Below are 21,550 nucleotides of genomic sequence, written 5' to 3' on the forward strand. Positions count from 1 at the left end.
GGCCTAGCCGAACGGCTAGGCCAAAACTTTTGCCCAACTTAGCCACGCAGGTCGCGCACAAGCACCTATTAATACAGACACTTCGCAAATGTGTACCTTTCGCGGTAAAGTCGACTATGTTGGCCGCGCCAAATGGTTGCCGCCTTTTTATTGGGTGTTTCTCAGTGTTTTATTTTTTCTTAAATTAACTGCCGCTGGGGCAGCACGCATATGGCGGTGAGTTTAGGCACGGCATTGACCATGTCCGCCCTAGCACCCAAGGGGAGCTGCAGATACGTGCTTTTACTGCTCATTGCCCTAGCTATCGCCACAGTTGCTGCGCCACTGCTCATTAGGGCATTTGGCAGGCCTGCATTTGGTATTTTGGCATTAGTTCCCGCTGCCGGATTTGTCTGGATAGTCAGTCTTTTTAGCTCTGGTACTTTCGCCCAAGGTGACCAGATAATTGCTGCCTACGAGTGGATGCCCGCAGCACACCTCAATTTAGAGTTTCGATTAGACCCACTAGCTGGCATTTTTAGCTTGATCATCCTTGGCGTTGGTGCCTTGGTGCTGATTTATTGTTGGGGCTATTTCGATTCCAACCCGCGCCGGCTCTCTATTTTCGGTGCAGAGCTGGTTGGTTTTTCCGCCGCGATGTACGGACTTGTCATTTCCGACAACTTCTTGTTGATGTACATCTTCTGGGAAATTACCTCGATCCTCTCCTTCCTTTTGGTTGGTTACTATGGCGAACGCGCCTCGTCGCGACGCGCTGCGAATCAGGCCTTGATGGTGACCACCCTTGGCGGTTTGGCCATGCTGGTGGGCATTATTTTGTTTGGTCGCCAGACTGGCATCTGGAAGATCTCCGAGATCGCCACCTTCGGCGACATGGAGACTACGCCTTACGCCACGGCTGCAATCGTGCTGATCCTGCTTGGCGCGTTAACGAAATCTGCAAACGCCCCATGGCACTTCTGGCTGCCCGGCGCGATGGCCGCGCCGACTCCAGTTTCTGCGTATCTGCACTCGGCGGCAATGGTCAAGGCCGGAATTTATCTGGTTGCCCGCCTCGCACCTGATTTCAACGTGATCCCCGCGTGGCACCTTATTGTCATCCCTACCGGTGTGTTCACGATGCTGTTGGGTGGCTGGATGGCCCTGAAACAAAAGGACCTGAAGCTGATTCTGGCTTATGGCACCGTCTCCCAGCTGGGCTTTATCATGGCCATCATTGGCATCGGTTCCCGCGAGGCGATGCTTGCGGGTCTCGCGCTTACTATCAGCCACTCGCTGTTCAAGGCAGCATTGTTCATGATCGTCGGTGCGATCGACCACTGCACCGGAACCCGCGATATCCGCGAACTTTCCGGTTTAGGCCGAAAGCAGCCGTTTATTGCCGTGTTGGCAACCATTTCCGCGGCATCGATGGCCGGTATTCCACCACTGTGGGGATTTGTGGCAAAAGAAACTGCGATCCAGGCAGTCTTGAGCGAAGAACTCCTCGTGGGCATGCCCGGCCAGCTCCTGCTCGTCGGCATCGTCGTTGGCTCGATCTTGACCATGGCCTACTCCTTGTACTTCCTCTGGGGTGCGTTCGCCACCAAGGATCACAAGGAAACATCAGAGGCCGTGGAGAACATGCACCCGATCGGGTTCTCTTTGTGGATCGCCCCCGGTGTGCTCACCGTGTTCACCATCGTCTTCGGTCCGTTCCCAGGCTGGCTGGATCATGCCATTGGCACACACTTGGATTCCCGCTTCCCCGGCGAGGAAAGCCCGCACTTGGCTCTCTGGCACGGCGTGACAGTTCCGTTGATCCTGACGTTGGTCATCATCGCGGTGGGTTCATTTATCTTCTGGCGTCGCAGGTCGCTGCGTTACTTCTACGGAGAACTTCCGATGCTGGGCGACGCAGACGCCGTCTACGACAACACGCTGCGCGGCTTGAGCAACCTGTCGTTGCGCCTGACTGCTTCCACCCAGCGAGGTTCCTTGACCTACAACCTGGGCGTTATTTTTGGTGTGTTGATCGTACTGCCACTTGCGGCACTCATCCTAGGAGATCGCACCGAAGTGCGTATGCGTCTGTGGGATTCCCCGTGGCAGGCAATTGCTGCCATCATCATCATATTTATGGCCTTCGCCGCCACCCAGATGGAAAACCGACTCTCAGGCGTGATTACCGTGGGCATGACCGGCTACAGCATCGCGTTTATCTTCGCGCTGCACGGTGCTCCTGATCTTGCGCTGACGCAGGTGTTGGTAGAAACCATCATCATGGTTGTATTCATGCTGGTACTGCGTAAGATGCCCACAAATGTCGAGCCGCGCCAGCACCAAGACAACCGACTGCGCGCCTGGCTTTCAGTTGCCGTGGGTCTCTCGGTGACCATCGTGGCCATGTTCGCCATCAGCGCTCGACAGGAACGTCCGATCTCGGATCTGATGCCGGATCTGGCCTACGAAATCGGCCACGGCGCGAACACCGTCAACGTCTTGCTCGTGGACCTCCGCGCGTGGGATACCTTCGGCGAGATCTCCGTGCTGGTCATTGCCGCAACCGGCGTTGCCAGCCTGATCTACCGCACGCGCAGGTTTGATCGGCCGGTCCGCCGTCCGCGTCCAAACCTTAACGCCCGGCGTTGGCTGGCCGCCGATGTGGACTCGGAGAGGGCTCAGAACCGTTCCCTTATGGTCGATGTAGTTACTCGTGTGCTCTTCCCATCCATGATGGTGCTCTCGATCTACTTCTTCTTCTCTGGCCACAATGCCCCTGGCGGTGGCTTCGCCGGTGGTCTCGTCGCAGCCTTGGCATTAACACTGCGCTACATCGCAGGCGGCCGCGCTGAACTTGATGCGGCTCTGCCGCTCGAGCCAGCGAAAATTTTGGGGTCCGGCTTGATTATTTCGTCGATAGCAGCTGTGTGGCCGATGTTCCTCGGACGCCCACCACTGACCTCCGACTATGCAACCATGACCTTGCCGCTTATCGGCGAGATCACAATTCCTTCCGCGCTCCTGTTCGACCTTGGTGTCTACCTCATCGTGATCGGGCTGATTATGCACATCCTGACTTCCATGGGTGGCCAGCTCGACCAGGAAGAGGAAGTGCGCAAGCAGCGAGCGCGCGATCGTGCACGCTCGCTGAAACGCAAGGCAGAATTCCGCAGACGAGAACAGGAACTGAAGAAGCAACAAATGGCAGAATCCGCAGCTGCAGCAACTACAGCGCCGCAAGCACAAGAAAGCGAGGAGAAATAAATGGAAGCAAACCTTTTCCTCCTCCTCGCCTCGGGCGCGTTAATCGCAGCCGGGACCTACCTCATGCTCGACCGAGCAATGACGCGCATGCTTATGGGTACCTTGCTCATTGGCAACGGCGCGAACCTGCTGATCCTGCAGGCCGGTGGGCCCGGCGGCTCGCCTCCGATTCTGTTCCGCGATTCTGAGATTTATGGTGAACAAACCTCAGATCCGCTGGCCCAGGCCATGATCTTGACGGCGATTGTTATTTCGTTGGCCATGACCTCGTTCATCTTGGCGTTGGCGTATCGCCAGTACCGCTACCGCACTGCGGACGTGATCGAGGATGACCTCGAGGATGCAGCAATTGCTGCGCGTCCGGCCACGGCTGTGGCAGCCCCTGACCACGACGCCTCCGATGACCCCGAGACCGGCCGTTTGACCGCCGAGGGCGATTCCTTCGGCCCGAAGTCCTTCGAGGAGCCCGTCAAGGAGGCCGACGATGCATAGTATTGAGCTCCTCGTGGCCTTTGTCCTGCCGTATATGCCCTATCTCATTCCGCTGCCAATTCTTCTGCCTGCAGCGGCAGCGGCTGTGATTTTGTTATTTAGCCGCCACCCGAACCTCCAGCGCCTCATTGCTATTTCCACCTTGATTGTCATCGTGGTGCTCTCGGGCGCGATGATTCTCGTGGCTGACCTTGAAGGCATCCAAACCGTGCAGATTGGCGGCTGGGATGCACCGGTTGGCATCACGCTGGTGGCCGACCGGCTGTCTACGGTCATGCTCTTCGTCTCTGCCATCGTGTTGTTCTGCGTGATGTGGTACGCCATCGCCCAGGGTATTCGCGACGGCACAGACGAAGAACCAGTGGCGGTGTTCCTGCCCGTGTACATGCTGTTGACTATGGGCGTGAACCTATCGTTCCTGGCGGGTGACCTATTTAACTTGTACGTCGGATTCGAGGTCTTCCTCGTCGCCTCGTATGTGTTGCTTACGCTCGGTGCCTCACCGGAACGAGTCAGAGCAGGCATCAGTTACGTCATGGTGTCCATGCTCTCCTCGATGATCTTCCTGTTTGCCCTGGCCGGCGTTTACGCCGCAGTGGGCACCATGAACATGGCCCAAATTGGGATTCGCATGGAAGAGATCCCCGACGGCACTCGCAACGCAATCTTCGCCACACTGCTTGTCGCCTTCGGCATTAAAGCAGCAATCTTCCCGCTGGATGCCTGGTTGCCGGACTCTTACCCCACCGCGCCTTCCCTGGTCACGGCGGTCTTCGCAGGCCTTCTGACTAAGGTCGGTGTCTACTCCATCATCCGGATGCGATCAGCTGTATTTACCGATGGTTCCCTAGACACTTTGTTGATGTGGGTGGCACTGGCCACCATGCTCGTGGGTATCCTCGGTGCATTGGCTCAGAATGACATCAAACGTCTATTGTCCTTTACCCTGGTCAGCCACATCGGCTACATGATCTTCGGTATCGCACTGGGTTCCGCCCAGGGCCTCTCCGGTGCTATTTTCTACGCCGTGCACCATATTTTGGTGCAGACATCGCTGTTCTTGGTGGTCGGGCTCATCGAGCGTCAGGCGGGAACGTCGTCGCTTCGTCGTCTAGGTTCCTTGCTCTACACGGCACCCGTGATTGCCATTTTGTATTTCATCCCGGCGCTCAACCTGGGTGGCATCCCACCGTTTTCCGGTTTCTTGGGCAAGATCCTTTTGCTCCAGGCCGGTGCCAACGAGGGCTCATGGCTGTCGTGGGTCCTGATCGCTGGCGCGGTGGTTACATCCCTGCTGACCCTCTACGTGATGATGCTCGTGTGGTCCAAGGGCTTTTGGCGCGACCGCAAGGACGCACCGGAAGGCGAATTGGTCGCGGCTCGCCCGGCACCGCTGATGGATGTCACCGACACCGTGAAGCTCAAGGAGCGCGAGGACGTGGGCAAGCTTCCCTTCGGCATGGTCGCATCCACGGCGACACTGGTCATTGCATCCTTGTCCATCACGGTCCTGGCTGGCCCAATCTCGGCGATCACGGGTCGCGCCGCCGAATCTGCCCAGGACGTAACGATCTACCGCACGGCAGTCCTCGGCGACAAGGCAGACAATCCGTCGCGCACAATCAATCAAGATCGTCTCGACGACGGCGCGGATACCTTGAATCGTCGCCAACATGAGCTGCCTGAACCGGCCCCAATCATCGAGCAATCTGAAGGCGAAACGCAGCAACAAACGATTACCGCACCGACATCGACGGGCGAAACAACTACGCAGATTCCATCTCCTGCGTCGCGCACAAATGCGGTCACGGAAACCAACACAGAAATCAACACGGAGGTGACACCGTAATGATCACAAAATTGCGCAGTAGCCTGCGGATCTCCTTCGTCTTGTGGATTACATTCATGTGGATCGTCCTCATGGGTGAACTCTCCTGGGCTAACTTCTTCGGCGGCCTTGCAGTTGGCTTCGGCGTGGTCCTGTTCTTCCCGCTGCCAGCCATGCCGATCTCGAATATCAGGATTAGCTGGGGCCCACTGTTCAAGTTCGTGATTCAGTGGTTTGGCGATCTTATCGTTGCCTCGGCAAAGGTGTCTTGGTTGGCGCTGCGGCCGCAGAAACCGCCAAAGACCGCCATCTTGAACGTCCCCATGCGCGTGTCCAACGAGCTGGTGCTGTACTTCGCCACCTCGGCCTACAACCTACAACCGGGTGGCACGGTGACAGACATCGACATTGCCAATCGCATGTGGACGATTCACGTTCTCGACGCAGATGACGACGAGGACATCCAGCGTGAAATTAACAATGTCGCGGAACTTGAACACCGTATGATCACTATCTTTGAGAAGGGGCATTAAGCAATGGACCCCACAATTTACAACTACTTCCTGATCGTCCCGGCAATCCTATTGTCGGCAGGCTTCATGATGATGGCGTGGAGGATTGCCACCGGCCCTGACTCCCTCGACCGAGTGTTGGGCCTCGATGGCGTCGTCGCAATGCTGCAGTGCGCCCTGGCCACCTACATTGTGTGGACTATGGACTCAACCGTGGTCAACGTCATGATGGTCATCGCCCTGCTCGGGTTCATTTCATCACTGTCCGTGGCTCGTTTCCGCAAGAGGGATGGTTCCTAATATGACTCTTGAGTTTTTCACCGATATTCTTTCGCTGATTTTCATCTATTCCGGCGCGATCCTCGTGTTCTCTGCGGCGGTGGGGGTGTTGCGTTTCCGTGACACGCTGAGCCGTGTGCACGCGATCACGAAACCGCAGACCACCGGCCTGATTTTGATGGTGGTGGGCACGATTATCCACCTCGTTGGCTCACCTGATTTCTCGGTTGCTGAACGCTCCGACGTGGGCATGTTGATCCTGCTGGTGCTGTTCGCGCTAATGACCAACCCGGTCACGGCGCAGCGCCTGGGCCGTGTTTCTCGTCGTGAATCGCTCTACGGTTCGAAGCGCGAGATGTCGCGCAACGACGCACCGGCCGATAACCGTCCGCGCCGTGCCAAATAGTTAGTTCAGGCTGAAGGCCACGTCAGCCGTTCCATCTCGTCGCAAGAATTATCGACGACCTGCTTCCAATCTCGGCTGACTTGGAAAATGCGGCGCTGGCGCTGATACCCTGCGCCGCGCTCGAGAATTTCTAGGACGATGTTCAACTCGTCGGTGCAGCCGAGGCGCTTAGCGGTGGGGCGCAACTCGTCGACAAGTTCTGTAATCTCTTCCGAAATCCACCGCTCCTCGGTGTCCCTTGATGTGATCACTAGGGCTTCGAGGCCGTAGCGGGCGCCACGCCATTTATTCTCCGCGTTGTGCCATGGCTGCAGTGTTGGCAGCTCCTTGCCCTCGTCGATCATCTGATCGAAGTAGACAACCAGGCAGTGGGTCAGGGCGACCACGCCAGCGAGCTCGCGCAGGTTCGAGGTGGCATCCGAAATACGCACCTCGATGGTGCCCCACTTTGCGGCAGGACGGATATCAAAGTGCATCGAGCCTGTGTGACTAATTACGCCCGAGGTGTTTTGGTCCGTCATGAACTGGACCCATTCGTCCCAGTTATTGAAATGGTAGGGCATGCCCGCGGTGGGCAGCTGCTGGTAGAGCATTGTGCGGTTTGAGGCGTAACCTGTGTCCAGCCCGTCCCAGCCCGGAGAGGACGCAGAAATGGCAAGCAAGTGCGCATACTTGGTCATCAGAGCATTGATGATTGGCCAGACGCGATCTTCGTGACGAATGCCAACGTGGACGTGAATTCCCCACAGCAGCATTTGCTGGCCCCAATACTGGGTGCGGTTAATGATCTCCGCATAGGTCATCTTCGGAGAGACGGGCTGGGTGCGGAAATCAGAGAAAGGGTGCCCGCCGCTTGCCCACAGGCGCAGGCCCTTTTCAGTAGCTACCTCACGGATCTTCCCCAAAGTATCCGTCAGGTAAGCCACTGCTTCCGGGGTGGTGTGGCACACCGGGGTGACTAGCTCGATGGTGTTCTGGAGGAACTCGCGTTCCAGGTGGATCTCGGGATAGCGTCGCTCGACCTCGTCGATGACCTCAACTGCACGAGGCACAAGGTCGCGGGTAACGGGATCGACGACCCCGATTTCCCATTCGACGCCCAAGGTGGGCTCTGGTGAGCGCTTAAAATCCCGATATGGATCCACTACAGGTTGACCTCTCCCGCTAGAACAAGAGTGAGGGCACCGCCCTCGGTTGCTTCCTTAGGAAGATTAGCAACATTTTGCTGGGCAACACCACCGACGAGGTCGGCAAGTTCGCGTGCGCGGGTTTCTGCACCGGATACGGCTGGGTCATAGAAGACCGTGGTCTTTGGCAGAATCATCTGGTCTTCGGTGATGTTGCCGTTGGTGATTTGGATGTCGTAGCCGCGATCGCGCAGCGAAGTGGATACGTTAGAGGCAAGCCCCTGCACCGTGGAGTTGTTGTATACGTTGACAACGTCTGCGCGAGGTTGATTGGCGGCTGCTGCGCCTTGGCCGCCGGCCTGGGTTCCAGGTTGAGCGCCGTTTTGCGCTCCCGAGGAGGTGCCAGGTTGCGCCCCATTTTGCGCTCCCGTGGAGTTGGCAGGCTGGTTAGCTTGGTTTGCAGGGGTGTTGCCCTCAGATGCCGGAGCACCCGCGCTGGTGGGAGCCGCTCCCGGCGTAGATGAAGCGTTGGGAGCTGGGCTTGCTGCAGGGCTTTGTTGCTGGGACGTGGTGGTCTGCTTGGAGGCAGCATTTTGGGATCCATCGCCCTGGGTTAAGGCGTATACACCCCAGAGGCCCAAAAGCACGGCGACGGTAATTAGCACCATGGCCAGGCCACGGAATGGGAAACTGCTGGCAGCACCAGTGGACTTTGCGGCGTGGGCGCCTCCAGTGGACTTACTCTCTGGCTGGCTGTCTTGATTATCAGGATTCACGTTAGTCACACGCGTAACATTAGTACGTTTCCGTATCTGTCGCGTCACGGACACGCTGCAATCTGCGAACCAGCTGCGGCCGGGCAGCCAGGGCGTCGGGGTCGTCGATAAGCATGTTGAGGCGCTGAAAATACCGCACCGGCGTCAACCCGAGCTCCTTGCGAATTGCTTCCTCCTTCGCACCGATGGAGCGAGGGGCGCGTGCCTCAAAGTCGAGCAGGTTGAGGTCGGAATTTGTCAGCATGCCTAAACTGTATGTCATGACCATTCGACCCATCGTGATTTACGGCGACCCCGTCCTCCACACCCCCACCGCGGAGGTCACGGAGCCTATCGCCGACGTACAAGAACTCATTGCAGACATGCACGAGACCATGGATGCAGCCAACGGAGTCGGGCTTGCAGCAAATCAGATTGGCGTGTCCAAGCGCATTTTTGTCTACCATTGCCCCGACGGCGAAGTAATGCGTCGCGGCACTGTAATTAACCCGACCTTGGAAACTTCCGAGATCCCCAAGACAATGCCTGCCGACGATGGCTCCGACGACGAAGGTTGCCTCTCTGTTCCTGGTGAGGGTTTCCCCACGGGTCGCGCCGAGTGGGCCAAGGTCACAGGTCTCGACGAGAATGGCGAGCCGGTCGAAGTAGAAGGCCACGGATTCTTCGCGCGCTGCTTGCAACACGAGGTGGGCCACCTGGATGGGTATGTCTATCTTGATGTGCTCACGGGCCGCTACAAGCGCCAGGCGAAGAAGGCCGTGAAGGAAAACGGGTGGACCGTGCCCGGCTTGACTTGGATGCCGGGCGAAGACGAGGACCCGTTCGGGCACTAAATGTCACGAATCTTTCGCTCCGATCACGTCAGCGTTGGCGAGCGTGTGGTGGTCCGCCGCAAAATCGGCGATGGTTTCTCCGATGTAATTGGCCACGTCGTCTCCGTCGACCCACTAATTCTGCGGCCCCAAGAAGCCGGTGGTTACCCCTCCTTCAAGGAGGAGATCGAGGTCGCCCCCGAAGAGCTGCACATTATTAAACGTCTCTCGCCGAGGCGGATCCGCAATTCGGACATTCGCGCAGTAGAGGTCGCTACTGCGAAATCTTTCCCGGGACGTGAATCTCAATGGTTCGGCGGGTGGCTTGCGCGCGCCGGCGAAGAAATCGCCGAGCGATCCAATTCGGCTACGCCGCTTGGGCGCTCGGTGGGTTTCGAGCCCGTGCCCATTGCAGAAATCACCGAGTTCTACCGCTCCCGCGACATGCCCGTCCAACTGCTGGTCCCAGAACGCATCGGCGCGGGCGCAGAGAAACTCGTGCAGTCGCAGCCAGGCTGGACGCTCTCGCCTGAGATCCTGGTGCTGACCCGCGAGCTCACCGATCTGCCCGCCCCTGATGGCCCCCTCGAGTTTCGCCTCGACGACGCCCCTGATCAGGATTGGCTGTCCATGTACCACTTCCGTGGCCAAGACTTGCCTGCCGCGGCTCTGCGTGAGCTCTCGCAGCGCATCGACGGCACGCTCGGCTTCGGTCGCCTGCTCAACGCCGAGGCCGAAACAGTGGCTATTACCCGTGGCACCATTACTGAAACCGATGACGGGCGGGTGTGGCTTGGTTACTCTGCTGTTGAGGTTGCGGCAGCCTATCGTCGTCAAGGCTTGGGCACCGAACTCGGCCTACAGATGCTGCACTGGGGCGCGAACAACGGAGCAACCCACGCATACCTGCAGGTCATCTCCACAAACAAGGCCGGGCAGGCACTGTACTCCAAGCTCGGTTTCATCGAACATCACCGGCACCGCTACGCAACATACGCTCCACAGGCTTCCCTAAAGTAGGCTAAAACCCATGCGCATAGCCAACTGGAACGTGAATTCGGTACGCACGCGTGCCGAGCGCATCATTAGCGCTTTAGAACGCAACGATATTGATGTGCTCGCCATGCAAGAAACCAAAGTCTCGGACGATAAATTTCCCTATTCGTCTTTCGAGGCCGCGGGCTACGAAGTTGCGCACGTGGGCTATAACCAGTGGAACGGCGTGGCCATTGCTTCAAGGGTGGGTTTGGACAACGTCCAGGACCACTTCAACCGCCAGCCCGGCTATAACAAGGACGCGAAGGCCGAGCAGGAGCTCGAGGCCCGCGCTGTGGGAGCTACCTGCGGTGGCGTAGAAATCTGGAGCCTCTACGTGCCCAATGGCCGCGAGATCGGCGACAGCCACTACGAATACAAGCTGAAGTTCCTCTACGAGCTGACCAATTCGGTCAACCCGCAGGTCCCCCAGGTCTTTTCGGGCGATTTCAATATTGCGCCTCGCGACGAAAACGTGTGGGACATTTCCGCCTTCGAGGGAAAAACTCACGTCACCGAGCCCGAGCGCGCGGCCTTCCAGATGCTGCTGGAATCCGGTCTGACCCAGATCACCCACGAGGAACCCTATTCCTACTGGGATTACAAGGGCATGCGCTTCCAAAAGAACGAGGGTATGTTGATCGACTTCCAACTGGTCACGCCGCCCATGGCTCGTCGTAAAGCACATGCGTGGGTGGACATCGCCGAGCGCGAGGGCAAGGGGGCATCCGACCACACGCTGGTCATCGCGGACTACGACCTCCATGACCTAAGCCTCGACGAGGTGCGCTGATACATGGAAGTACTCGCGCACTTCACCACGTGGCAGTGGATCGGCCTGCTTGCCGAATACACGATTAAGATCGCTGCTATCGGTATCGTCCCAGAAGGCCGCAAGCCCGGCACCGCGAACGCTTGGCTGCTGCTGATCCTTTTCCTGCCCATCGTTGGCCTGCCGCTTTACCTCATCCTCGGCTCGTCCTACGTCAGCCGTCGCCGCCACCGCATCCAGCAAGAGGCCCAGGTGATGATCGAGGACGTGCAGCGCGATGTCCCAGACATCCCTGCAGGCACATTGCTTGACGACGACACCGCCGGCATCATTCACCTCAACCGCCAACTCACGGGGTATCCCGCCACTCACGGGCACGTGAAAAAGCTCTGGTCGGACTACGAAGCCACCATGAATCGCATGGCCGAGTGCGTGGATCAGGCCGAGGAATACGTCCATGTTGAGGTGTATATCCAGGCCTGGGACTCGCGCTCCGACATCTTCTATTCAGCTCTGGAGCGCGCGGTGAAACGCGGGGTCAAGGTGCGCCTCATGTTCGACCACATTGGTTCCTGGAAGTACCCCAACCGGTACAAATTCCGCAAACACTTGGACTCCATTGGTGTTGATTGGCGCCTCATGATGCCACTGATTCCGTGGAAAGGCCGCTTCCGTAGGCCGGATCTGCGCAACCACCGCAAGGCCATCATCATTGACGGCAAGGTCGGATTCATGGGCTCCTATAACCTCATCGACCGCTCCTATCTGATGAAAAACCACGTCAAGGCAGGCCGCCAATGGATCGACGTGATGGTCGAGCTCACCGGCCCCATTGTCACTTCGCTGGAAACCATGTTTGCCACTGACTGGTATACCGAATCCGGCGAAACCCTGCCCATTCAGCCACCTAGCGACGATGACCCGGCGCTGCGCGACGTCAACGTAGTACAGCTTGTCCCCTCGGGCCCTGGCTATACCGACGAGCCCAACCTGCGCCTTTTCAATTCCATGATGTATCACGCCCGCGAGCGCCTGATCATCTGCTCGCCGTACTTCATTCCCGACGAATCCCTGCTCATCTCGGTCACCACCGCGGCCCAGCGTGGCGTGCGCGTGGACCTTCTGGTTGGCGAAAAAGCCGACCAGTTTATGGTCCAGCACGCCCAATCCTCCTACTACCAGCAACTTCTGGAAGCAGGCGTACACATTTGGGAGTTTCCTGCGCCCTATGTTTTGCACACCAAGTTCGCTATTGCCGATCCCGGCATCCCGGGCCAGTTGGCAGTCGTGGGATCATCCAACATGGATATGCGCTCCTTCTCGCTGAATTACGAGAACAGCCTTTTTGTGGCCGAAGGCACTTTGTTGGCAGATTTGAATGATCTGGCAGATAATTATCTCAAGGTTTGTTCCGAGCTCACGCTTCAACGCTGGAACGAACGCCCGTGGACTAGGCGCTACATCGACAACGTGATGAAGCTGACCTCTGCGCTGCAATAATGCTGATAGTGAAGTTTTTCGGACCTTTTTCAAGACCTTTTTGAAGGGAGCGCTATGCCTGGACCCGGCACCGTCTCAGACGTGTTTCCCGTCAAGCACGGTCCCGATAGAGTTGCACTTTCAGCAGCTGGCAAAGCTGCCCGCATCGCAGCAATCGCTGGCGCTGTTCTGCTTCTCATTTTCAGCGTCTACATGGTGGCCAAAGGCGTCAATGAACTCGGGCATGCTAGCGCGAGATCCATCTTTGCCCTCGCCGCAAACCCCCTCGTTGGGCTAGCGGTAGGCCTGCTGGTCACTGCAGTTGTGCAATCCTCTTCCACTACCACCGCGCTGACAGTGGCAACTGTTGCTACAGGTGTGATTGGCTTGGAAACGGCAATCCCGATCATTTTGGGTGCAAATATCGGTACCACCGTCACACCCCTGATCGTGTCCTTTTCCTATATTCATAACAAGGAAGCTTTCCGCACCGCGCACTCCACTGCGGCACTCCACCTGTGGTTTAACACAGTCATGGTGGTCATAATCTTCCCGCTTGAGGCCATCTTCGGCGTCGTGCGCAAGATTTTGCCGTCCATAGAGATTCCCAGCGGAACCTTTACGTTCCGCCCTTTTTCCGAGCTGGCACAATTCATTCCCATCCAAGGCGGGTGGGCTATCTTCGTAGGCGCTGTTCTGCTCTTATTGAGTATCCGTATCATCGATAGGCAACTGCGCCACCTGCTCACTCCCTTGGCTTGGATCATCCTCGGACACTCCACCCATCGTTCTACACTGGTTGGTTTCGGAGCCGGTCTTGTTTTAACGATCCTGATCCAAGCCTCGTCGGCCACCATTAGCGCGATACTGCCCTTTGCCACCGCGAAACTTTCCGACGCCCGCGGCTACCTGTCCATCATCCTGGGCGCAAACGTGGGCACCACTTTGCTTGCCGTGCTTACCGCCTACGCAACTCCCGGCGATTTCCCGATTCTGGCCTCCCAGGTCGCGCTGGTTCACGTGGCCTTCAACGTGGTGGGTGCAATCGCAGTGGCCCTCATCCGCCCACTGAGGCAGCTGATTTACAAGCTCGCCGACTTCTCCGGCCGAATCGCTGAAAGATCAGCATTTGCTGCGTTTAGCTTCATGGCCCTTTTCTACTTCGTGATTCCATCACTCGTGATTGGGTTTTACACGCTGGTGCCTTAGGTCTGGGGTGGTGGGCCCGTGTGCTTGAAAAGGTGCACTTCGCAAGATATCACCATTATTTGACCTGGGCTTTTAGATTTCGTCGTGCGTTAGGTCCGCCGAGCTAGCCTCAGATGCTCGAAAACCGGACCTAACGCACTGCGAAATCTAAAACCGCAGGTCGCTGAGAACAAAGACTTGCGAAGTGCACCTAGTGGGACGCGACCAAGGAAATTGGCCAGGCTGGGGCCAGGCAGGGGCCAAAAAACCGCGCCCCCTTGAAAGGGACGCGGTGGGAAAGGTAGTGCGGGGTCTTTTAATCGTCGTTAAGCATCTCTGCGCTCGAGCACGAAAATGCCTGCAACCCACAGCACCACTGCCCAAATCCCGAAAATGCCGAAGGATTCCCAAATGGTCCAGTCTTGGCCTGGGGCATTCATGACAAAGCTGTTGATGTTGTGCATAGGCAGGTACTTGTACACCGCGTCGCCAACCTTCGGGATCATGTTGACTGCGCTTTCAAGGAACAACCACCAGAACAGCACGAGGGTGATCGAACCTGCGGTCTGGCGCAGGAGCCAGCCGATGCCCTGGCAGAACATGACCATCAAAACCACAGCTAGAGGAACTGCCCATAGCGCGCGGGTGGCGGTTTCTTGCTCTCGCCAGGCGAATCCGCCCTCGACGAGCGAGTCGGCCAACATGTACGAAGCCAAAAGGGCGACGAAGGAGAGAATTGCAGCGATGATTGCGTAAAGTACGTACTTCGCCACTGCTACTTCCCAGCGCACCGGGGTGACCTGGAAGTTTGTGCCGGAAACCTTGAAGCGGTACTCCGTGGTCACGACCATGGTGGCCATCACGATGATGGCAACCAGCGAGCCGGTCCAAAACGAGGAGATGATGAACTCGGAGGCGCCCAACACAACGCTGCTGTCTCCGAGGCCGAAGGTCAGGCCAGTAAAGCCGAGGGCAATCGCCAGAATCAGCCCAGAAGTCCACCAGAATGAAGCGGTGGTGCGCAGCTTGGTCCACTCCGCGAGCATATTGCGAACGATCATTTGCGCTCCTCCTCTTCTGCCTCAGCCGGCGCTGCCTCAGTCGGTGCCTCGGCCTTGTCAGCTCCGCCACTAACTCCGCCGTGATACTCGACTGCATCCTCGGTGGTATTCATGAATGCCTCTTCCAAGGAAGCCTGTCGTTCGCTGAGCTCGGACAACATGACACCCGTGGAGAATGCCAGCGCGCCGATCTCGTCGGAGGAGCGATCTGGAATCTCCAGAATGTCGCGGGCATCCTCGTCCTGAGTCTGCGTGAAGTCGATCTTCTCGCCGGTCAGAGCTTGCTTGAACTCGTCGAGGTTCTTGGTGCGCACGATCGTGGTCACGGTGGAGTGATCCTTGATGAACTCGCGCACGGAAGTATCCGCGACAAGCTTGCCGCGGCCAATGACCACGAGGTTGTCTGCGGTTAGTGCCATCTCGGAAAGCAGGTGCGAGGACACCAACACGGTGCGACCTTCTGCAGCCAAGGACTTCAGCAGGCTGCGAACCCACCGGATACCTTCTGGATCAAGGCCGTTGACCGGCTCGTCCAAAATCAGCACCTCAGGATCACCGAGCAGCGCACCTGCAATGCCGAGGCGCTGCCCCATTCCCAAGGAAAATCCGCCGGCCTTCTTGCCGGCTACATCGGTCAGGCCCACGAGGGAAAGCACCTCGTCGACACGCGCTGTTGGAATCCCCGATGCCTGAGCCATCCACAGCAAGTGTGAACGTGCAGAGCGCGCCGGGTGTGTGGCCTTCGCATCCAGCAAGGCACCTACCTTGTGCAGCGGATTGCGGATTTTGCGGTAAGCCTGCCCATCAATGGTGGCAGTGCCCGCGGTTGGTCGGTCCAGGCCAAGAATCATACGCATTGTAGTCGATTTACCCGCACCGTTTGGACCAAGGAACCCAGTAACAACACCAGGTTTTACATCAAAGGTGAGATCATCGACTGCCCGGACCTGACCATATTGCTTTGTCAGGCCACTAATTTCAATCATGACTTCTAGAGTGCCATAAAAGTGTCTCTAATGACTGCTCGAACGCCGGAAGGAGTGGAAAATCGGCAATATTTTCCAATTCCACCCAGCGCAACTCCAAGGATTCCTCGTTTGCGTGCGTTTCAATAGGTTCGTTGTCGCGTGTGCGGGCAATAACGGTGGTGTATGACCAACCGGACTCGAACGGCCCGGCGGTGACCACCTCGTCGACAACGCGAACGAGCGAGGTATCAATGGCAGTTTCTTCTACCGCTTCGCGCAGAGCAGTTTCCTGCACCGACTCATGAGAATCCCGTGCTCCCCCAGGTAACGCCCAGGTTCCCCCGTTTGCAGTCCAGGTCGCGCGATGCTGCAACAAAACCTTATTTCCCGCGAGAAGGAACAACCCCGCGGCCCCGAAACGGCCCCAGAACCGGGCGCCACCCGGCCCCGAAACCCAACCATTACCGTCACCAATCATGGTTCTAGAGTACGCGAGGAATTCCGCCCCATCCCCCAACATGTCTCCCCTGGTGGTAATAAGGACGCAATTAGCGTTATTGTGAATTCATGACGCGTACCACAGGGGCTGAGGGAGAGGAGTTTTCCTCACGCTCCGCCGGTGACACGCTTATCGACGATGCCGCCGACGTTCCAGATCAACCTGTCAGCGAGGGCTTTGACCCTGCTGGCGAAGACGCATGGCTGGACCGCATCCAGGAAAAACCAGAAAAGGAAACGTGGCGCCAGCGCATCGGGCGGTCCTTTGCTCAGCCGAAACATTGGATCAGCAAGACCTGGTCCTTCATCAGCACAACCCCCGGCATGATGGTGGCTATTTCCATCCTGTTGACCATAGCCATTTTTGCTGCGGGTTATGCCATGTCGCAGTCGTCGGCTATTCGCCAGAGTTCGCTGGATACCTTGGTCACTGCGACCGAGCCGATGAGTAATTCTTCTCACGTTCTCTACACCTCACTTTCGGCTGCTGACACCGTGGCCACCGCCAGCTTTGTCGAGTTCGGTTCGGAGTCGCCGGCGAGTCGTCGTGAATATTTTGCCGCAATCGATCGCGCCATCGTGGCCGCAAACCAGGTGCTGACCAACTCGTCGTACTCCGATATTGCCGAGACCACCGAGATCCAACAGCTGGTCAATGAGATCCAGCGCGAGATTCCGATCTACTCGGGCATGGTGGAAACAGCGCGCGCCAACAACCGGATGGGCAACCCGCTCGGCGCGACGTATATGGCGGATGCTTCCTCGCTGATGCGCGAGGGCATGCTGCCAAAGGCCTCTAGGCTGTTCGACATCACCCGCCAGCAGGTGGCTACCGAACAACAACGCTTGTCGTTCCCGCAGCTCATCCCGCTTTCTGGGTTGCTTGCCGCGATCGTGTTCCTCTTGCTTGCGCAGTGGTGGCTGGCCAAGGTCACTCACCGCCGCCTGAACCAGGGCTTCCTCATGGCCACGGCATTTATGGCCGCGGCGGTGCTGTGGGTCTCGGCCTCGAACTACGGCACGTGGCTCGCCGGCACCCGTGGCTTCGAGGACGCCGCACAGCCGTGGGACGAGCTGACCACGAGTCGGATCGCGGCACAGGAATCGCGTACCGACGAAACACTCGCCCTGGTGCGCCGCCAGTCCAAGAATGAATCTGCGATCAACTTCGACAAGACCTACAACCAGGTTTCCCAAGCCTTGGATAATGCGGCGACGGAGAATAATCAGCACCTCATCAACGCGGCTCGAACCAGTTTGGAGGACTGGCGCACTGCCCACTACCAACTCACCGGGGCGATGGACAACGGTGATTACGAGGAAGCAGTGCGCATCCTTACCGCGCAATCCGTTCCGGCGGGCAAGGACGCCACTGCGGCGATGTCTTTCGACCGCCTCGATGCCACGCTGTCTCAGCTCATCTCGCAGTCACGCGAGAGTATGCGCCAATACATCAACGAAGGCTTGGCGGCAACGAATTTGGTATCTGTTTCGGTGATGATCTTGTCTCTACTGTCTATCCTTGCCGTGTGGTTGGGGATCCGCCCGCGGATCCAGGAGTACCTGTGATGCGCAAACTTTTCGTCCTTACATCACTCACGTTGGCAGCCGCGATGGGCTTGTCTGCGTGTGGCACCCCGACTAATCGCTACGCCGTAAGCGAGCCACCCCCGCTCTACCGCGCCGGCCCGCCACTGCCGAATGGATCTATCCGCGAACCTGCAGATTCGCAGCAAGCGCAGGCACTGTCCACCAATGAGCCACTGGGTTCTCTTGCCCCGACCAATGCCCCTGCCGAGGAGCTTGTCCCAGATATCGTCAACCGTGGGCGCATCATCGTCGGCGTCGACCAGGCGCAATACCTGCTGAGTTTTCGCAACCCCATTACCGGCAACCTCGAGGGTTTCGAAATCGAGCTTGCCCGCGAGATCGCCCAAGACATTTTCGGTTCTACCGCAGCAGTTGATTTCCGCTTCATCGATGCCAACGACCGCACGGCCGCTCTCAACGAGGGCCGAGTGGACATGGTGATCCGCACAATGCCGATTAGCCGCGACCGCCAGACCTCAGTGAGTTTCTCCTCCCCGTACTTGGAGTCGAATCTGCGGATGCTGGTCCCCCGCGGGTCCAACGTGCGTTCGTTGGACACCCTAGGCCACGGCACTGTGTGCGTTGCCACGGGTTCCACCGCGGTTGATGTCGCTCGCCTCCAGGCCCCAGATTCCACATTGCTTCTGACCGAGAACTGGGCCGACTGTTTGCTCGCGTTGCAGCAGTTCCACGCAGATGCAGTGCTTGCCGACGACACCATCCTCTCCGGCATGGCTGCGCAGGACCCCTCGACTGAAATGGTGTCGCTGCCCTTGTATCGCCAGCAATATGGTGTTGCGGTAAAGCTTGGGAATGACAACTTAGTGCGCCAGATCAATTCCACTATGGAACGCATCCGCAGAGACGGAACGTGGTGGCGTATTTACAACGACTGGTTCGGTGACTATCTAACTACGCCTGGGCCACCCCAGCTGAATTATCGCGAGGAAGATCTACAACCGGAGGGGACCCAATGAGCGCTGAGAAAGAATCCCCAGAGAAGGCACCCGAGAACGCCACCGAGGCCGTCAAATTCGATCCCTTCGCCTCCGACGAGGAAACCGGCACCTCTGCCGTAGCCTTCGACCCCTTCGCCGATGATGATGACGAGGAAGACGCAGGCGATAAGGAATACGAGGCCCTAGGGGACCTTGGTGGGCTGCTGAAAAACCTCGATGAGCTGCGCGATTCGCATACACCTCAGGAACACACTTCCGAGCGTTCCCGCAGGCAGGCGATTAGTACGTTCCGCGAGCTTCACGGCACGCAGCGCCAGTCTCGATGGGTAGCCGACGGCATGGTCGAGCTGCCCTGGATTCCACCGACGAAACCGGCGGACGCCCTCAAAGACCCGGTCAAAGCTGTCAAAGAAAAGGGAATCCCGGCCCCGCAGCTGCGCCCTGGAGACATTCTTGCGGGCCAGTACGAGATCCTGGGTGTCATTGCCCACGGTGGCATGGGCTGGATCTATCTTGCCGAGGACCACTTCGTCTCCGAGCGCCTCGTCGTGCTGAAAGGAATGCAGGCGGAAAAGTCAGCCGATGAAACCGCCGCCGCGGTAGCTGAACGCGAGTTTCTCGCCGATATTACCCACCCCGGCATCGTGAAAATTTTCAACTTCATCGATGACCCCCGCGTGCCCGGCGGGTTCATTGTCATGGAGTTTGTCGGTGGTCCTTCTCTGCGCCAGCGCCGAAAGGAGCACGAGGGTGACCTCTTCCCCGTCGATCTCGCCTTGGCGTATATCCTCGAGATTCTTCCCGCGCTCGACTATCTGCACTCCCGCGGCGTGGTCTACAACGATCTCAAACCGGACAACGTCATTGTCACTGAGGACCACGTCAAGCTCATCGATCTGGGCGCGGTATCCGGTATCGGCGCCTATGGTTTTATCTATGGAACAAAGGGTTTCCAGGCACCCGAAGTTGCCACCGAAGGTCCCTCGATTGCCTCCGACATTTACACAATCGGCCGCACTCTCGCTGCCATGACAGTCAATCTGCCAAAACAAAATGGCGTCTTCACACAGGGTTTACCCTCGCCTACGACAGAACCCACCTTCCGCAGATTCTTGTCCTTTTACCGCTTCCTCCAGCGTTGTTGCCATCCGGATCCGAAGCGCAGGTTCTCGTCGATAAGCGAGCTCGAACCGCAACTTTATGGTGTCCTGCGCGAGGTCATCGCGCTTCGCGACGGCATCACCCACCCCGCGCAGCACTCCCTGTTTTCGCCGCAACGTACCACGTTTGGTACGAAGCACCTGGTGTTTCGCACGGATCAGCTCCTCGACGGCATCGACCGAACCGTGGAGATCACCTCGCAGGAGGTCGTCTCGGCGATCCCAACGCCGCTGATTAATCGCGAGGACCCCGCCGCGTCGATCCTGTCGGGTTCCTCCTACGCAGAGCCGCAGGAAACGCTCGAATCGCTGCGCCAGGCCATGCAGGCCCCCGAGTACGAGCATTCCGCCGAAATCCCTTTCGCCGTTGTGCGCTCAATGCTCGAGCTCGGCCTGACCACGCAGGCGCGCGAGTGGCTCCAATCGCTGGCGGATCGCCTCTCCAGTGACTGGAGGTACCAGTGGTATTCAGGGATCACAGAATTGCTTCTCGACGATTTCACCGCCGCCCAAGCAAGCTTCGTCAGCGTCCTTGAAGTACTGCCCGGAGAGGCCGCCCCAAAGCTTGCCATCGCGGCCGTCGACGAGCTGCTTTTGCAAGAGCAGGGAAATGCAGAGGTCGAGCTTCTCGACGACGCTACCGCCCGCGCCACCTCCGGCATCACCTCGCACCTAGGCAATCTGGACCCGGAAAAGTTCGAGGATCTCACGGCTGACTGGACGCACATCACCACGAATCCCACGGACCTGCGCTTTAACGCGATGCGCCTGTATTCCCTGGTCTGGTTGACTAACCCGACTACGGTCTCTTCGGCTTTTGGCTTGGCTCGTCAACTGATGGCCGAGCGCCAAGTCGAGCTGGCTGTGGCCGCGCTGGATAAGGTGCCGCAGTCCTCGCGCCACCACAGAATGGCGCAGCTGACCACGATTTTGGACCTGATTTCGGATACGCTCACCGAGTCCCGGATTCGCCGCGCTGCCCGGCGCCTCGAGGAAATCCCCACCAACGAGCCCCGCTTCCTGCAAATCAAGGTGGCCGTGCTCAACGCTGGTCTAAACTTCCTGCGCGACGCAAACGTGGACGCCGCGGCCTCCCCGAACCAGCTCTTTGAATACGACTTCACCCAGACAGGTTTGCGCTACGGGCTCTCATTCACACTTCGCCAGCAGGCTCGGCTCTCCCCGTACCCGCGGCACCGCTACGCCTTGGTGGATATGGCCAATAAGGTGCGCCCGCTGACCTGGTTCTAGCCTGGTTCTAGCATGGTTCTAGGGTTTCGCGGCCCCGAGTCCTTGAAAAGGTGCACTTCGCAAGATATCACCATTATTTGACCTGGGCTTTTAGATTTCGTCGTGCGTTAG

General features: G+C 58.1%; 20 protein-coding genes. 14 read left to right on the forward strand and 6 right to left on the reverse strand.

Going from position 1 to position 21,550, the window contains the following annotated elements; all coding sequences use genetic code 11:
* Positions 1-276 precede the first annotated feature (276 nt).
* Genes ACXZ66_RS12225 through ACXZ66_RS12250 form a run of 6 tightly spaced genes read left to right on the forward strand, consistent with a single transcriptional unit; the run spans position 277 to position 6,763 of the window.
* The gene (locus ACXZ66_RS12225) at positions 277-3,246 is read left to right on the forward strand and encodes a Na+/H+ antiporter subunit A (protein WP_458749101.1); all 2,970 of its coding nucleotides are present in this window, start codon (positions 277-279) and stop codon (positions 3,244-3,246) included.
* Entirely contained in the window at positions 3,247-3,738 is a 492-nt protein-coding gene (locus tag ACXZ66_RS12230; protein WP_458749102.1) for a Na(+)/H(+) antiporter subunit C, read from the forward strand.
* Positions 3,731-5,587: a Na+/H+ antiporter subunit D gene (locus tag ACXZ66_RS12235; protein ID WP_458749104.1), complete on the forward strand. Its 1,857-nt coding sequence runs from the start codon at positions 3,731-3,733 to the stop codon at positions 5,585-5,587. Before ACXZ66_RS12230 ends, ACXZ66_RS12235 begins: the two co-directional genes overlap by 8 nt.
* Positions 5,587-6,099 carry a Na+/H+ antiporter subunit E gene (locus ACXZ66_RS12240; protein ID WP_458749105.1) on the forward strand — a complete coding sequence of 171 codons (513 nt, stop codon included), beginning with the start codon at positions 5,587-5,589 and terminating at the stop codon, positions 6,097-6,099. Before ACXZ66_RS12235 ends, ACXZ66_RS12240 begins: the two co-directional genes overlap by 1 nt.
* Before the next feature lie 3 nt (positions 6,100-6,102).
* A complete protein-coding gene (locus ACXZ66_RS12245; protein ID WP_458749107.1) occupies positions 6,103-6,378 on the forward strand; it encodes a monovalent cation/H+ antiporter complex subunit F in 276 nt (91 codons plus the stop codon).
* A gap of 1 nt (position 6,379) precedes the next feature.
* Complete coding sequence (locus ACXZ66_RS12250; RefSeq protein WP_458749108.1) at positions 6,380-6,763, forward strand: monovalent cation/H(+) antiporter subunit G; 384 nt, start codon at positions 6,380-6,382, stop codon at positions 6,761-6,763.
* Positions 6,764-6,768: 5 nt separating this feature from the next.
* Here ACXZ66_RS12250 and ACXZ66_RS12255 read toward each other — a convergent pair whose 3' ends face one another.
* The 3 genes from ACXZ66_RS12255 to ACXZ66_RS12265 are packed head-to-tail and all read right to left on the reverse strand — an operon-like array spanning position 6,769 to position 8,910.
* Complete coding sequence (locus tag ACXZ66_RS12255) at positions 6,769-7,908, reverse strand: glutamate--cysteine ligase (protein WP_458749109.1); 1,140 nt, start codon at positions 7,906-7,908, stop codon at positions 6,769-6,771.
* Complete coding sequence (locus ACXZ66_RS12260; RefSeq protein ID WP_458749111.1) at positions 7,908-8,675, reverse strand: LytR C-terminal domain-containing protein; 768 nt, start codon at positions 8,673-8,675, stop codon at positions 7,908-7,910. Before ACXZ66_RS12260 ends, ACXZ66_RS12255 begins: the two co-directional genes overlap by 1 nt.
* Positions 8,676-8,685: 10 nt before the next feature.
* A complete protein-coding gene (locus tag ACXZ66_RS12265; RefSeq protein WP_458749113.1) occupies positions 8,686-8,910 on the reverse strand; it encodes a DUF3263 domain-containing protein in 225 nt (74 codons plus the stop codon).
* Between the two features lie 16 nt (positions 8,911-8,926).
* Between ACXZ66_RS12265 and ACXZ66_RS12270 the strand changes: the two genes are divergently transcribed.
* Genes ACXZ66_RS12270 through ACXZ66_RS12290 form a run of 5 tightly spaced genes read left to right on the forward strand, consistent with a single transcriptional unit; the run spans position 8,927 to position 13,973 of the window.
* A complete protein-coding gene (locus tag ACXZ66_RS12270; RefSeq protein ID WP_458749115.1) occupies positions 8,927-9,499 on the forward strand; it encodes a peptide deformylase in 573 nt (190 codons plus the stop codon).
* A complete protein-coding gene (locus tag ACXZ66_RS12275; protein WP_458749117.1) occupies positions 9,500-10,498 on the forward strand; it encodes an N-acetylglutamate synthase, CG3035 family in 999 nt (332 codons plus the stop codon).
* Between the two features lie 10 nt (positions 10,499-10,508).
* Positions 10,509-11,306, forward strand: coding sequence for an exodeoxyribonuclease III (locus ACXZ66_RS12280; protein WP_458749119.1), 798 nt, complete (start codon positions 10,509-10,511; stop codon positions 11,304-11,306).
* A 3-nt stretch (positions 11,307-11,309) separates the two neighbouring features.
* The gene (cls, locus tag ACXZ66_RS12285; protein ID WP_458749121.1) at positions 11,310-12,785 is read left to right on the forward strand and encodes a cardiolipin synthase; all 1,476 of its coding nucleotides are present in this window, start codon (positions 11,310-11,312) and stop codon (positions 12,783-12,785) included.
* A 54-nt stretch (positions 12,786-12,839) separates the two neighbouring features.
* On the forward strand, positions 12,840-13,973 hold the full coding sequence (locus tag ACXZ66_RS12290; RefSeq protein WP_458749122.1) for a Na/Pi symporter: 1,134 nt from the start codon (positions 12,840-12,842) through the stop codon (positions 13,971-13,973).
* 305 nt (positions 13,974-14,278) lie between these two features.
* Here ACXZ66_RS12290 and ACXZ66_RS12295 read toward each other — a convergent pair whose 3' ends face one another.
* Genes ACXZ66_RS12295 through ACXZ66_RS12305 form a run of 3 tightly spaced genes read right to left on the reverse strand, consistent with a single transcriptional unit; the run spans position 14,279 to position 16,459 of the window.
* Positions 14,279-15,013: an ABC transporter permease gene (locus tag ACXZ66_RS12295; RefSeq protein ID WP_458749123.1), complete on the reverse strand. Its 735-nt coding sequence runs from the start codon at positions 15,011-15,013 to the stop codon at positions 14,279-14,281.
* Complete coding sequence (locus ACXZ66_RS12300; protein ID WP_458749124.1) at positions 15,010-15,999, reverse strand: ABC transporter ATP-binding protein; 990 nt, start codon at positions 15,997-15,999, stop codon at positions 15,010-15,012. The genes ACXZ66_RS12295 and ACXZ66_RS12300 overlap by 4 nt, the downstream gene beginning before the upstream one ends.
* A complete protein-coding gene (locus tag ACXZ66_RS12305) occupies positions 15,992-16,459 on the reverse strand; it encodes an NUDIX domain-containing protein (protein ID WP_458749125.1) in 468 nt (155 codons plus the stop codon). The genes ACXZ66_RS12300 and ACXZ66_RS12305 overlap by 8 nt, the downstream gene beginning before the upstream one ends.
* 89 nt (positions 16,460-16,548) lie before the next feature.
* On the opposite strand from ACXZ66_RS12305, the gene ACXZ66_RS12310 reads away from it, so the two are divergent.
* The 3 genes from ACXZ66_RS12310 to ACXZ66_RS12320 are packed head-to-tail and all read left to right on the forward strand — an operon-like array spanning position 16,549 to position 21,439.
* Positions 16,549-18,048 (forward strand): hypothetical protein, encoded by a 1,500-nt coding sequence (locus ACXZ66_RS12310; protein ID WP_458749127.1) that lies wholly within the window; start codon positions 16,549-16,551, stop codon positions 18,046-18,048.
* Positions 18,048-19,046: a glutamate ABC transporter substrate-binding protein gene (locus ACXZ66_RS12315; RefSeq protein ID WP_458749128.1), complete on the forward strand. Its 999-nt coding sequence runs from the start codon at positions 18,048-18,050 to the stop codon at positions 19,044-19,046. Before ACXZ66_RS12310 ends, ACXZ66_RS12315 begins: the two co-directional genes overlap by 1 nt.
* Entirely contained in the window at positions 19,043-21,439 is a 2,397-nt protein-coding gene (locus tag ACXZ66_RS12320; RefSeq protein WP_458749129.1) for a serine/threonine protein kinase, read from the forward strand. Before ACXZ66_RS12315 ends, ACXZ66_RS12320 begins: the two co-directional genes overlap by 4 nt.
* Positions 21,440-21,550 lie beyond the last annotated feature (111 nt).

The sequence above is a fragment of the Corynebacterium sp. S7 genome, from assembly GCF_054401105.1.